Consider the following 12,227-nt stretch of genomic DNA (forward strand, 5'->3'; position numbering starts at 1 on the left):
CAAACACGCGCATGGCTGAATAGCTGCTGGCGAAGACGGCCTAGCGACGGCGGCCGGAGCCACCTGGTCGAACTCGGTTTCCACCCGTGGAGTAGGCGCGGCTCGAAGGCAGAGGTGTCGGCGGGGTGTACGTCGCGCGGTCGAAGTGCAGTGGATACACAACCAGCATGCGCTGGCTGCCTTCGCCCACTGAGCCCGTCTGTACATCGGGCAGATCGCGGAAAGCAAGGTGCAGCAGGCGCCGCTCCCCCGACGTCATGGGTGCAAACGCGTAAGGCTGCCCTGTACCTTGCACCTGCGTGGCTGCCGTCTGCGCCTTCAGTCGGAGGTCGCGTGCACGCAGTCCTTTGAAGTTTCCGGCGTCGAACGAAAGCTTGTCGTGCTCTTCGCTTTCAAGATGAATCAGCTTCGCGGCCAGGTGTTCCATGGCGCGCAGCAGTTCCCCGTTTCGCTCTACCAGCATCGGCGCATCGGGCCCATCGATCTCCACGTAGATCTCGCGTGCCTCGAAGCCGTCAGGGTCAGCGGCATCTGGGCCAGCGGTGATGCGGTAGCTCAGCCGCATGCCGCCACTCGTGGTCAGCAGCTTTAAAAAGCCGGAGATCGTTTCCGCAGCGGATTGGTAGTCGGCGATCGGCACAAGGCTAGTGTATCGAATACAGCACAAACAAAGAGGCCCTCGCCGGTAGCGAAGGCCTCTCGAGTCACAAATAGTACTGCGGTTATGCTTTGCGCGGGCTTACGATTTTTGCGTTGATCGTCTTGCCGTTCTTTTTCGCGGCTCGGCGCAACGCCAGTTCCCGCATCTCGCGGCCCATGGCGGTCTTGTTCATTCCCAGTTGGATCAGGATGCCGAGCAGGTTGGAAGCAGCCCAGTACAGCGCAAGACCTGCGCCAATGGACCAGGTCATGAAGCCGAAGACTGCAGGCATGGTAATCGCCATCATGCGCTGTTGCTGCGGGTCCACGCCGGGCGAGGGGGTAAGCCACTGCACCAGGAACATGGAGCCCACGAAGAAGATGGGCAGAAGGTGGATCGGATCGGGCGAGCTCAGGTCCGGCACCCAGAGCCAGTGCGCTTGGCGCAGCTCAATGACGTTGGAGAGCATGCGGTAGAAGGCAAACAGCAGCGGCCACTGGATGAGCATGGGCAGGCACGAGCCGAACATGTTCACGCCATTGTCCTTCTGCACCTTGAAGATTTCCTGGTTCATCTCCTGGCGCTTCGGGTCTGTGGCCTTGTACTGGGCGTAGCGCTTCTTGATGGCATCCATTTGCGGCTGGATCCGCTGCATCTTCATCGACGAACGCATCATGGCAATGCGTGTCGGCAGCGTTAGCAGGCTCAGCAGCACAGTCAGGATCAGGATGGACCAGCCCCAGTTGCCGATGACGTGATCATGCAGCCAGCGCAGCAGCAGGAAAAGCGGCGTGGACAGGATGGACCACCAGCCGAACGAAACAATCTTGTCGAGGCTTGGGCCGCCGTCTACTCCATGCACGGCAGAAAGGGCGCCCAGCGTCTTGGGGCCGACAAAGAGCCGGGTGTCGAGTGTTCCCGAGGCATCCACAAGCGCTGCACCAAGCACGGGTGCGGGCGAGGTTTCACCGTCGTTCGGCTTCTTCACGTTCTTGGCAACGCTGACCGAGTTATGCAGCGTGATCAGGCTGGCGTTCGCCGGGTGGTCCGGCAGAAAGATTGCGGCGAAGTACAGATCGGAGACGCCGCCCCAGTCATAGTTGCCGCGCAGCGTGTTACCGCCGGAGATCTTCTTGATGTCTGTCTGCGCAGCCTTGCCGTTCAGGCTCGCATCGAAGCTCGCGCTCGCATACTGCGGCAGCGTCTGCTGATCGCCAAAGCCGGAAGGCCACGCAAGCGCTGCGGCAACAGGCGCCCCGTTCCTGGTGACGGACACAGTGGCATGCACAACGTAGGTGTTGTCGAAGCTGAACGTCTTCTTCACCTGCATGCCATTGGCGGCATAGGTGTACGTCAGCGTTCCTGGCGTTGCGAGCGTTGCGCTGGCGTTTGAAGGGACGAAGAGCGACTGCGAAAGCTGCGTGTTCAGCGCCGGCTCATAGGTGTACAGCGACAGGGGGTAACCGTAGCGGGCCGACGCCTGGCGGTTCACCAGGTCAAGGGGCTTGCCCGTCTCCATGTCTTTGTAGTTCTTCAGAATCCAGGAGGTAGCCTCGCCCCCGCGATTCGAAAGGGTGATCCGGTACAGGGCGTTCTCCACCACCGTGGTCGTGGCTGCCGTCGCCTGGATCGCCGGAGTTCCATCGGACTGCGTTGCTGTCGCCGCGATCGGAGTGGGCACAGCCTGGGTCGGCGCTGCGACTGCACTGCTGGTGCTCTGCGGGTGCGCGGGGGCCGGGGTGGACTTCCCACGGAAGTATTGCAGCCCCAGGAACACAAGCAGGAACAACGAGAAGTACATCATCAGCGAGTTGCCGCCCGTGGAGCCGGGGCCGCCTGTGCTTTGCTGGTTCGGGTTCTTAAATTCTGCCAAGGGTGGTTCTTCCTAATCTCGAGAGGGTCGCTGAAAGGTCGCGCGCGCGCCGTGCACCTCTATGGTACCTGCGTGCCTGCGTAGCAGCTTTAAAATGCTACTGGGCGTGGGTACGAGCCGGGCGCGGCGCCGCTGGCGGCACCGGGTCCCAGCCTCCGCGCGAGGCGGGGTTGCAGCGAAGCAGGCGCCATCCGGCTATGGCTCCACCCCGCAGCATGCCATGCTGGGCGCACGCCAGGGCTGCGTACTCCGAGCAGGTGGGCTGGTAGCAGCAGCCGCCCCGTCCTGGAGAAAACGCATGCAGAACCGGCGAGAGAACGACCTTGTACAGCTTGAAGGCCGCGTCGATGATCCCGTGCTTGCTGCCCGGTCCTGGTTTGCTCACGGCTTCGCTGTGTTTAGGGAAGTGGGCTGTGGCTTGGAGCGAGCGCCGGCCTTCGCGCCCTTGCGGGGCTGGCGCGGAAGTGGCGTGTTCGGGGCTCCCTGGGCAATGCGACGCGCGACCGCGAGGAAGACGGAGTCTATTTCCTGCTGGAGGATAGTGAACGGCATGGTCGCCAGCACGGGGCGAGGATGCAGAACCACATCGGTACCAGCGGGGAGATGGTGCAGGGCTACGCGGGCGGCAACGCGGAGGCGGCGCTTCAGCCGATTGCGCAGCGGTGCGGCACCCAGCACCTTGGGGACGGTGATGCCGATCCGTGAAGAGGTCGCTGGAGCATCACTCACCGGCATCAGCGCTGCACGATAAAAGTAGCTGAGCGAGGGGCTCTGATGCTTACGGCTGGTGCCATACACCACACCATAGTCCGCATGCTTGCGCAGCCGGGTCTGTTGGAAGGATGTGGGCATGTTCACGACCGCCTGTGCTGGCGTTGCGGATTGCTGGCGTATAGGGCATACACCGTAGAAAAATTGAACCGTCCCCAGAGCTAAGGATGACAACGAGTCACACCATGCGCAGGTAGCAGATTCAGGCGGAAGACCGGCAGCGCCAAGTCTTCCCCGATGCAACAGCGTCGGCTCGTTGACTAGTCGCGGAAGCCGGCGGACACGGCGATCTTGTGGCGGCCCTTGGCACGGCGACGATTCAGAACGGCAGCGCCGCTGTTTGTCTTCATGCGGGTGCGGAAGCCATGGGTCTTGGCACGGTGACGGCGATTAGGTTGAAATGTGCGCTTTGGCATGTGTTGGAAGCTCCTTGGCTCAGTTTGGTCCGCTCTGGGAGGCTGAGAACCGAGGCCCGGGGACGAACCTTGAGTATAGCGCAGGACGCCCGGATCTAGGCAAGTGGGAATGGATGGTTCTCAAGCCGCGGCGAACCTGAGCCGCAATAGCGATCGGACCGGGCACACGCGCCCTCGTGGCTTGCACCCGCGAACCCCCCACAACGCCCCCGGCTGCATCAGCCTTATCAGCAGGGCGGAGCTGGATTCACCGGGCCGCATCATACGCGCGCTTGCAGCCCTGCACCAGCGTTTTCGCGAGCAAAAGCCATGCTTTCCGACCTGCGCAGGGCGGCTTCCGTGTGTCTTCACCATGCGTTGTGCAAACCCGGAGGGAGCACAGAAATGGCTCGAAAACAAGCGCCAAAGCCCCCTGCCACTGTGCTAGTCTGAGCCTCGCTTCGAACGATCCATGGCTGCTGCAAGGTCGCTGCATATCGAGTAAGACGCATTGCTCCTGACGCCATTCTGCCTCGTTCCACAACTCGCCGCGTGTATGCCCACCCCTTTTCCCCCTACGGAGAAGTGGGGGTACGTTTCCTCTTTTTCGCCGGATCACGGCTTGCTTCTCGCAGCCGACTCGACGTACGGGGGCAGCAGGGATCGGCCGTAGGCGTAGCTGCAACACCTGATTTTGTTTGTAAGGACTTCTGGAATGAGCTTCTATCCCGTCTCACCCGCCGCTCCGCTCAACCCCTGGGTGCGCATTCTCGGCGCGCTCCAGAAGAAGATCAATCGGCAGGCATACGAGACGTGGTTCAAGCCAACCCTGTTCAGCCACACCGACGGCAATGTCCTGATCGTGCGCGTGCCCTCGGCCAAGTTCCAGGGCATCGGCGACCGCTATGCCGATCTCATTGGCGAGGCGCTCGACACACTGCGTCTTCCGTTTGAACGCGTTGATTTTGTCGTGCCAGAGAAGGCTGCGGAGCCAGCCAAGCTCGAAGCCGGTGATGAGGAACGGTTTCCGCCGGCGCCCGTGCAGGCAAGGCGCGATCTGGGAAATGGTCCGGACTCGACAGAAGCCCTGACTTCTGTGTCAGCACGCGCCGGCGTACCGCAAGGGGCGCAGCAGGGTTCCCCGCAACAGGGGCGTTTTGACTGGAACAGCGCCGCCCAACTCAATCCCAAGTACACCTTTGACGCCTTCGTAGGCGGCACCGGCAACCAGTTTGCACGTGCCGCTGCGGCAGCCGTCGCCGAGTCCCCGGCCAAGGCCTACAACCCCCTGTTCCTTTATGGCGGGGTCGGTGTTGGCAAGACGCACCTCATGCAGGCGATCGGTCACGAGATGAAGCGGCGTCAGCCCAACGCCACCATCTGCTACGTGTCCAGCGAGAAGTTCACCAACGAGATGATCAACTCGCTGCGCTACGACAAGATGACGAGCTTCCGCGACAAGTACCGCTCGGTGGACCTGCTGCTGATCGATGACATCCAGTTCCTGACGGAGAAGGAGCGCACGCAGGAGGAGTTCTTCCACACATTCAACGCGCTGCACGAAAGCCTCAAGCAGATCGTGATCGCGAGTGATCGCTCGCCCAAGGAAATCAAGATTGAAGATCGCCTGCGCTCGCGCTTCGAGTGGGGCCTGATCGCCGATATCCAGCCGCCCGACCTCGAAACACGCGTCGCCATCCTGCACAAAAAAGCGGAGTCCGAAGAGAGCCTGTTGCCCACCGATGTGGCCCTGTTTGTTGCCTCCAATGTGCGTACCAACGTGCGCGAACTCGAAGGCGCACTGACCCGCCTGCTGGCCTGGTGCAAGCTGCACGGCGTAGAGATCTCGCTGACCACGGCACAGCTCTGCCTGAAGCAGTTCATCGATACGCAGGTGCGCAAGATCACGATCGAGGCGATCCAGCGTGCGGTGGCAAGCCACTTCGCGATGAAGGGTATTACCGAGTTGAAGGAGCGCAACAACTCGCGCAAGGTCGTGGTGCCGCGACAGATCGCCATGTATCTCGCGAAGCAGATGACCGAAGCGAGCCTGCCCGAAATCGGCCGGCAGTTCGGCAACAAGCACCACACCACCGTGATGCACTCGATCGGCAAGATCGAGGACCAGCGGCGCAGCGACAAGGAACTGAACCGAACGCTTGCGGCCCTGCAGGAAGAGCTCGCCACCTAGCTTCGCGCACGTTGGATCGAGCCCCGGTGCGCGCGTTCAGGCGCAGGCTGTATCAACGCACACGCTAGACCACCTTCTAGAAAACAGCGAACGCTGAAATAAACTCAGAACGCGCCCGGCGTCGCCGGGTGATCGTTTGCCCCGGCCGGCAGCCATGTGGGTCGAGCTGGATCGTCCGCCACCTTCGCAACCAGCGCGTAGAAGAAAGCGTTGAAGTCCCGTGCTGCCCGGAAGTCAATGGGCTGGGCGAGGTCGTCCTGCGGCCGGTGGTATTGCACCCGGTACCACGTGCGGTAGCGGCTTTCGGCCTCGGTCCCCGGGTCATAGCCGAAGATGAAGCCGACCGCTGGCACGCCGGTCTGCATAAAGGGCCAGTGGTCCGAGCGGTGCAACAGCCCGCGTTCCGGCTCGCGGTCGGCCCGGACCTCTACGTGTCGCGCGGCTGCCACCGCTCGCACCACACCACCCAGTGTCGAGTCGTCTACCGCGAGCGTGGTCAGGATTCGCAGCGGAAACAATGGCCGCAGCTGATCCAGGTTGATATCTGCCACAATGCCCGGCACGGTGGGGTGCTGCGTAAACCACTCCGAGCCAAGCAGCCCTTCTTCCTCGGCCGTGAACGCGCAGAACAGCACCGAGCGGGCAAAGCCCTGCGCATGTTGTCGGGCGGCAAGCTGCTCCAGCAGGGCAACGTAGGCGGCGTCATCCAGGGCGCCGTTGTAGATAGCGTCGCCGCCAATCGGTTCGCCGCGTCCATAACCGTCCAGGTGCGCAGACACCGCGAGATACTCGCCTGTCTTGCTGGTCCCGGGCAGCACGGCCAGCACGTTGCTTGCGGTAAACCGCTGCGTGGTGATGTGGAGGTGAGCGGCAAGCGTGGTGTTCATCGCGAAGCTCGGCGAGGGTGCATGCGTCCGGGCCGCGGCGAGCAGTTCCTGCGCCGTGTGCTGGCTGCCTTGCAGCACCGACGGCAGCGCCTCCCAGTTCAGCCGGAGAGTCAGCAGCGCAGGGCCGGTACCCGCTGCGGAGGTGTCCTGCGCCAGCGTCACTACTCGCGCGGCGGGCAGCGGCCAGCGCGGCGGCTCCAGCGGCTCCGAGGGATCGTCCACCCACATCACCGCGGCCACATGGGCCTTGAGCAGCGCGGCATTGCTGCCAGGGTCGGCATGGCCAAGATGCGGGCGAAAGCATACGGCGATTGCCCCGGCGAGCAAGCCAGCGGCAGACGCATCGGCCAGCTGTGCCGCCTCACAGTAGCCGGCCCAGACCAGCGGCGCTCGAAACGATGCAGGGGTTTGTGGCCCCAGGCGCACAGCGATCTGCTCGAGGGATCGCAGCGGCAGCGATGCGGTGCCGGGCCGTTCCACGTGAAACTCTGTGCCCGCCGGATCGAGGTCGAGCTTGAGCAGGGGAACCGGTTGGAAGAAAGTTCCCGCCTCACCGGCAGGCTCAAGACCCGCTGCCTTGAACTCGTTTGCGACCAGCAGCGCTGCGCGATCGTAGGCTGCGGTCCCCGGTTCTCGACCTGCCATGGTGTCATTTGCCAGCTGCTCGGTGCGATGCCACCAGGCCAGTGTGTCGGCATCGTGTGCCTGCCTGCGTATCTGTGCATCGCGCGCGCCGGTTTGTGCCAGCAGGGAGGCGCCGCAGGCGAGGCCCATCGATACGAGCAGGAGAGGAGTGCGAATGTGCCACATGGCTGCAGGTATATCACCCGCGCCGGCTCCTCCTCCTGATCAGTGGAGAACGCAAGCTGCACTACCTTGCCGCTTAGCAGTCCCACCTATCTTGAGCCCGGCTCAAGTCTGGATGCATCGAGATGCACGCGCCAGCATGCGGTTCACGTGTTTAGCAAAGTGCAACCGGCTTCTCGGCACAAGAGGCTCCTTGCTATGCTCGCTGCATGCTTCTCCGATCGCTTCAGCGATGCATGCTCGTGCTCCTCACCCTGCTGTGCACGCACTCTGCCCAGGCTGCCAAACATATGCAGGACACAGGGTTTCTGAACCGCACGATCCTTGTGGACGGAGTGACCCACCGCTACGTGGTGTACCTCCCGGAGACCTGGAGGAAAGAGCAGAAGTGGCCGATCATCCTGTTTCTGCACGGCTCGGGCGAGCGCGGAGTCGAGGGGTTGGACCAGACACAGATTGGATTGCCGGCAGCCATCCGGCTGCATCCTGAGCGCTGGCCATTCATTGTGGTGATGCCGCAGGTACCGTTCAACCACCATCACTGGACGGATCCCGACATGATGCAGGTGGCGATGTCCACCCTGCGTGCCGAGACGGCTGAGTTCAACGGCGACCCCGACCGCACGTACCTGACAGGGCTTTCGCTCGGCGGCTACGGCGTCTGGGAGGTTGCGCGCGACAACCCCCACACGTTTGCCGCGATTGTGCCTGTCTGCGGCGGTATCTTCTGGTCGTACCAGCCTTCGCGCTGGAATGACCAGACCACCCTGCCCGAGGAGTATGCACGTGTGCTGCGCCGTGAGCCGGTGTGGATGTTTCACGGGGCTGATGACCCGGTCGTGAGTCCGCGCCAGAGCGAGTTGATGTTCGACGCGTTGAAGTCGGTCGACGGCATCGTGCGCTTCTCCGAGTACGCTGCGGTGCGGCACTCGGTCTGGGACAAGGCGTACGCCAACACCGAGCTCCCGCACTGGCTGCTTTCGCACTCGCTCACCTCCGACGCCCATCTCGCACCGTCTGCCGAGCGCACGCTGGTGCCGGTGCATCCAGTCCCGGCCAGGATCAACCCGGCCGTCTACGATGCATACGTCGGCGAATATGACGATGGCGGCGTTCTCCAGATCACGGTGTTTCGAACGGGCGATCAGCTGTTTCAGCGCAATCGCATCGGCGAGGTCGCAGAACTGCTGCCCGAGAGTGCCAATACTTTCTTCTTCCCAAGCGGGAGTACCAGCCGGCTGATCTTTGAGCGGGACCCGGCCACCGGTGCTGTGCGAGACGTGCTCTCTCGGGATGATCGCCACGAAGAGCATTGGGAGCGTCGCCGCTCCGATCGTTGAACGCCCTTTGTTGCCGCGCTATGTTGACGCACTTTATGGAAGCACGTTGATACCGCGCATGACTGATGCGTGCCCTGCGGAAGCTCGGAGTCGCGGGGCGAACCCTTAGACTCGAAAGCATGAGTCTGCTTTTTGAAGTAGCCGCCACGAGCCCCGCGGGCGGCCGCCGGGGTCGCATGCACCTGCCGCACGGCACGGTGGAAACCCCGGTGTTTATGCCGGTCGGCACCGCTGCCACGGTCAAGGCCGTGCCGCAGGACACGCTCGAGACGCTGGGTACCGACGAGGCCGTGGCAGCCGGTGAGCAGCCCGGAGCCGGCATCATCCTCGGCAATACCTACCATCTCTACCTGCGCCCCGGGCACGAAGCGATCCAGCGCATGGGCGGCCTGCACCGATTCATGAGCTGGGATCGCCCCCTCCTCACCGACTCCGGTGGCTACCAGGTGTTTTCGCTGTCTGCCCTGCGCAAGATCTCGGAAGAAGGCGTGCGCTTCTCCTCGCACCTGGACGGCTCCAAGCACATGTTTTCGCCCGAACACTCCATGGCCGTGCAGCTGGCGCTTGGGTCGGATATTGCCATGGCCTTCGACGAGTGCCTGGAGTACCCGGCCGACGAAGCCCGCGCGCGCGCCTCGCTCGAGTTGACTATGCGCTGGGCTGCACGCTCGCTCGCCTACTGGGAGGCGCACAAGCACGAGGCTCCCTGGTGGAGTGCCGATGCTTCCGGACGTCGCCGGCCTGGTCCCGTGGTCGCGCCCGAGGCAAGGCCCAGCCTGTTCGGCATTGTGCAGGGCGGCATGTATCCGTCGATGCGGCGGGAAGCTGCCGAACGCATGGTGGCGATGGACTTCCCTGGGTACGCCATCGGCGGCCTGGCCGTGGGCGAACCACGCGAGCGCACGCTCGAGATCATTGCCGCGACCCTGCCCTATCTGCCAGCCGACAAGCCCCGGTATGTCATGGGCGTGGGCTATCCCGAGGAGATCGCGGAGTACGCCCGCATGGGCGTCGACATGATGGACTGCGTGCTGCCGACACGCGCCGGCCGGCACGGGCTGCTGTTTACCTCCGAGGGGCGCCTGAACATCAAGAACCGCCGCTTTGCCGAAGACCAGGGACCAGCCGACCCGGAGTGTGGCTGTCCCGTGTGCCGGCGCTACACCCGTGCCTACCTGCGGCACCTGTTCGCGGCGGGCGAACCCTTGGCGGCCACGTTGAACTCCGTGCACAACCTCGCCTTCTACCTCGAGACGATGCGGTGCGTCCGGGCCGAACTCGCTGCCTCACGAACTCACGAGATGGAGCGTTCACTCTCCTCCTGAAGCCGGCTCATGTCGCGCTTCTGCATGTGGTAATCGAACAGGAAGCCAACGCCGATCGCGAAGGGGATCAGCCCGACCGCCGCGCCCGAGTACACCTCGCTGTCGTGCAGAATGGCCACCAGCGCCACAAAGAAGGCCACGATGCCGAGGCCGCTGGCGATCAGGATGATGGCCGTGCGGCGGATCATGGCGGCGGAGCGCGCCGCGTTCCAGGGGGTGGGGGGCTGCTGCGTTTCGCCTTGCGCTGTACCCAGCACGCGTTCGATCTCGGCCAGCGGAATACCGTGGGCGAGCATGGCCACGCGCTGGTCCGCGCGCAACTGCTGGTTGCGTATCTTGCCGGCCGCCCCGGCAATGATGGCGACGATGGCCACGGCAAAGGCGCCGAGCGGGACGATGAAGGGGCTGTCGAGTCCGTGCATGGAAAGACCTCCTCCTGAAAACTGGTGCGAAATCAGGGATGGCGTGGTTAGACTGCGCGCACCCGGCGGAGTTTCAGCCCACGCCTTGAAACTTATCCCGCTCCGCAAGGTCTAACCGCGCTTGCTCACCGCCTCCGAACTCGAGCAGTTGGTTGGCGAGCACCAGGCAATGGTGGCGCGCCTGCTGGTGCGTTTGCTGGGCACGCAGGAAGGCGTGCAGGACCTGGCCCAGGAGTGTTTTCTGCGATTGTTCCGCGGGCTCGAGGGCTTCCGCGGCGAAGCGCAGGTGCGGACCTACCTGTACCGCATCGTGGTCAACGTGGCGCATGATGCGCGCAGGCAGCGCGCCCAGCAGCAACGCCGCACCGTCTCGCTCAGCGAGCCGCTCGATGCAGTGGCGGACCAGGATGGCTTTTGCTGGGAAGACCGGCTGGCGCATGGGGGTGCCAACGCGGAGCAGCAGCTGCAGGAGCGCGAGTTTCAGCAGGCGGTGGAGGCTGCCATGGCGCAGCTCAGCGAGCCAGAGCGGGCAGTGCTGGTGCTCTATCATCAGGAAGAGCAGAGCTACCAGGAGATTGCCGCCGCGCTGGCGCTGCCGATCAATACGGTGCGCACGCACCTGCACCGGGCCCGCAGCCGTCTCCGCGGGTTGTTGCAAGTCGAGGGGAAAGGAGTGCGCGTATGAGTGAGCTGGAGGATCAGCACGCAAAGCAGGACGAGGCACAGCTTACCCGTGCCCTCGGGCGCCGTCCGTCCGTCACCCTGCCCGCCGGATTCGCGGCACGGGTTGCAGCCGCCTCGCTCGCTGCCACACCCCCACGCAGCGTCCGGCCCGCCCGCCGGCACCCGGGCTTCGGCGTCACGGTCGCGGTGGCTGCCATGGTGTTGCTGCTGGCGCTGATGGTGCGCTTTGCGGTGGGAGCCTCCGGAACCCTGCCTATATATGCCGAGCTGACGCTCTGCACGGAGTTCCTTTGCCTGCTTGGCGGCCTGCTGTATCTCCGCGTGTTTACGGCCTGAGCCTGCGACTGACCCGCACCTGCGGCGGCCGCTGCGTACAACCTTGACACCCACCCCCCACTCAGCGATGCTAGTGGCTTGGGCGCCCGCTGTGCCTCGTGGCACAGGCGTGCCTGTTTGCGCGCCTGCCTGCAGCGCAGGCCCACCGCCATTCGTGTGGCAACTCGCCCTGTGCTGGCTGTGCTTTGCCGCCGCAGGGAACCTTGAAGGAACGCGCTTTGACCTCTGATTTCGCTCTCGCGCTCGCCGCAATCTCCCTGCCTCCCGCCCTGAACTCCATTCTTCCTCTGGTGCTGATCCCGGTCGTTTTCTACTTCCTGCTCATGCGTCCTAACCAGAAGAAGCAGCAGCAATGGCAGAAGATGCTGAACGACCTGAAGCCGGGTGATCGCATCACGACCACCGGCGGCATTCGCGGCACCATCGTCGCGCTGCGCGAGGATGTGCTGCAGATCCGGGTGGCCCCGGACAATATCAAGCTGGAAATCATGCGCTCTGCCATCGCCTCCGTGACTACGGAAGAGGAGAAGCGGTAGCGCCTGCTGCTATCCAAGCC

General features: G+C 63.7%; 13 protein-coding genes. 6 read left to right on the top strand and 7 right to left on the bottom strand.

Going from position 1 to position 12,227, the window contains the following annotated elements:
- Window positions 1–40: 40 nt before the first annotated feature.
- The 5 genes from D1Y84_RS08565 to rpmH all read right to left on the bottom strand — a co-directional run bounded on the left by D1Y84_RS08565 (window position 41) and on the right by rpmH (window position 3,700).
- Window positions 41–640 carry a R3H domain-containing nucleic acid-binding protein gene (locus D1Y84_RS08565; RefSeq protein WP_233581284.1) on the bottom strand — a complete coding sequence of 200 codons (600 nt, stop codon included), beginning with the start codon at window positions 638–640 and terminating at the stop codon, window positions 41–43.
- Window positions 641–722: 82 nt separating this feature from the next.
- On the bottom strand, window positions 723–2,513 hold the full coding sequence (yidC, locus tag D1Y84_RS08570; RefSeq protein WP_124848140.1) for a membrane protein insertase YidC: 1,791 nt from the start codon (window positions 2,511–2,513) through the stop codon (window positions 723–725).
- Between the two features lie 97 nt (window positions 2,514–2,610).
- Window positions 2,611–2,898, bottom strand: a complete 288-nt coding sequence (yidD, locus tag D1Y84_RS08575) for a membrane protein insertion efficiency factor YidD (RefSeq protein ID WP_233581285.1) — start codon at window positions 2,896–2,898, stop codon at window positions 2,611–2,613.
- Entirely contained in the window at window positions 2,895–3,365 is a 471-nt protein-coding gene (rnpA, locus tag D1Y84_RS08580; RefSeq protein WP_124848141.1) for a ribonuclease P protein component, read from the bottom strand. Before rnpA ends, yidD begins: the two co-directional genes overlap by 4 nt.
- A gap of 179 nt (window positions 3,366–3,544) precedes the next feature.
- Window positions 3,545–3,700, bottom strand: coding sequence for a 50S ribosomal protein L34 (rpmH, locus tag D1Y84_RS08585; protein ID WP_124848142.1), 156 nt, complete (start codon window positions 3,698–3,700; stop codon window positions 3,545–3,547).
- Window positions 3,701–4,394: 694 nt separating this feature from the next.
- Between rpmH and dnaA the strand changes: the two genes are divergently transcribed.
- On the top strand, window positions 4,395–5,870 hold the full coding sequence (gene dnaA / locus D1Y84_RS08590) for a chromosomal replication initiator protein DnaA (RefSeq protein WP_124848143.1): 1,476 nt from the start codon (window positions 4,395–4,397) through the stop codon (window positions 5,868–5,870).
- A gap of 104 nt (window positions 5,871–5,974) precedes the next feature.
- Here the strand turns inward: dnaA and D1Y84_RS08595 are convergent, their stop codons facing one another.
- Window positions 5,975–7,567: a M28 family peptidase gene (locus D1Y84_RS08595; RefSeq protein ID WP_124848144.1), complete on the bottom strand. Its 1,593-nt coding sequence runs from the start codon at window positions 7,565–7,567 to the stop codon at window positions 5,975–5,977.
- A gap of 233 nt (window positions 7,568–7,800) precedes the next feature.
- Here D1Y84_RS08595 and D1Y84_RS08600 point away from each other — a divergent pair, with 233 nt between their 5' ends.
- Both D1Y84_RS08600 and D1Y84_RS08605 read left to right on the top strand, forming a co-directional pair.
- Window positions 7,801–8,904, top strand: coding sequence for a prolyl oligopeptidase family serine peptidase (locus tag D1Y84_RS08600; protein ID WP_158615394.1), 1,104 nt, complete (start codon window positions 7,801–7,803; stop codon window positions 8,902–8,904).
- A gap of 119 nt (window positions 8,905–9,023) precedes the next feature.
- Complete coding sequence (locus tag D1Y84_RS08605; protein WP_124848146.1) at window positions 9,024–10,229, top strand: tRNA guanosine transglycosylase; 1,206 nt, start codon at window positions 9,024–9,026, stop codon at window positions 10,227–10,229.
- Here the strand turns inward: D1Y84_RS08605 and D1Y84_RS08610 are convergent.
- Window positions 10,199–10,651, bottom strand: coding sequence for a hypothetical protein (locus D1Y84_RS08610; RefSeq protein ID WP_124848147.1), 453 nt, complete (start codon window positions 10,649–10,651; stop codon window positions 10,199–10,201). The genes D1Y84_RS08605 and D1Y84_RS08610 overlap by 31 nt on opposite strands.
- Window positions 10,652–10,772: 121 nt before the next feature.
- Here D1Y84_RS08610 and D1Y84_RS08615 point away from each other — a divergent pair, with 121 nt between their 5' ends.
- From D1Y84_RS08615 to yajC, 3 genes are all read left to right on the top strand, one after another.
- Complete coding sequence (locus D1Y84_RS08615; protein WP_233581286.1) at window positions 10,773–11,336, top strand: RNA polymerase sigma factor; 564 nt, start codon at window positions 10,773–10,775, stop codon at window positions 11,334–11,336.
- Complete coding sequence (locus D1Y84_RS08620; RefSeq protein ID WP_124848148.1) at window positions 11,333–11,671, top strand: hypothetical protein; 339 nt, start codon at window positions 11,333–11,335, stop codon at window positions 11,669–11,671. Before D1Y84_RS08615 ends, D1Y84_RS08620 begins: the two co-directional genes overlap by 4 nt.
- A 218-nt stretch (window positions 11,672–11,889) precedes the next feature.
- Window positions 11,890–12,207: a preprotein translocase subunit YajC gene (gene yajC / locus D1Y84_RS08625; RefSeq protein WP_124848149.1), complete on the top strand. Its 318-nt coding sequence runs from the start codon at window positions 11,890–11,892 to the stop codon at window positions 12,205–12,207.
- Window positions 12,208–12,227: the final 20 nt, after the last annotated feature.

The sequence above is a fragment of the Acidipila sp. EB88 genome (assembly GCF_003858395.1).
GTDB lineage: Bacteria > Acidobacteriota > Terriglobia > Terriglobales > Acidobacteriaceae > EB88.

Coding starts and splice junctions, on each gene's coding strand:
- rnpA (WP_124848141.1), bottom strand. CDS start 3,365: ATGCCCACATCCTTCCAACAGACCCGGCTGCGCAAGCATGCGGACTAT.
- rpmH (WP_124848142.1), bottom strand. CDS start 3,700: ATGCCAAAGCGCACATTTCAACCTAATCGCCGTCACCGTGCCAAGACC.
- dnaA (WP_124848143.1), top strand. CDS start 4,395: ATGAGCTTCTATCCCGTCTCACCCGCCGCTCCGCTCAACCCCTGGGTG.
- D1Y84_RS08595 (WP_124848144.1), bottom strand. CDS start 7,567: ATGTGGCACATTCGCACTCCTCTCCTGCTCGTATCGATGGGCCTCGCC.
- D1Y84_RS08600 (WP_158615394.1), top strand. CDS start 7,801: ATGCTCGTGCTCCTCACCCTGCTGTGCACGCACTCTGCCCAGGCTGCC.
- D1Y84_RS08605 (WP_124848146.1), top strand. CDS start 9,024: ATGAGTCTGCTTTTTGAAGTAGCCGCCACGAGCCCCGCGGGCGGCCGC.
- D1Y84_RS08610 (WP_124848147.1), bottom strand. CDS start 10,651: ATGCACGGACTCGACAGCCCCTTCATCGTCCCGCTCGGCGCCTTTGCC.
- D1Y84_RS08620 (WP_124848148.1), top strand. CDS start 11,333: ATGAGTGAGCTGGAGGATCAGCACGCAAAGCAGGACGAGGCACAGCTT.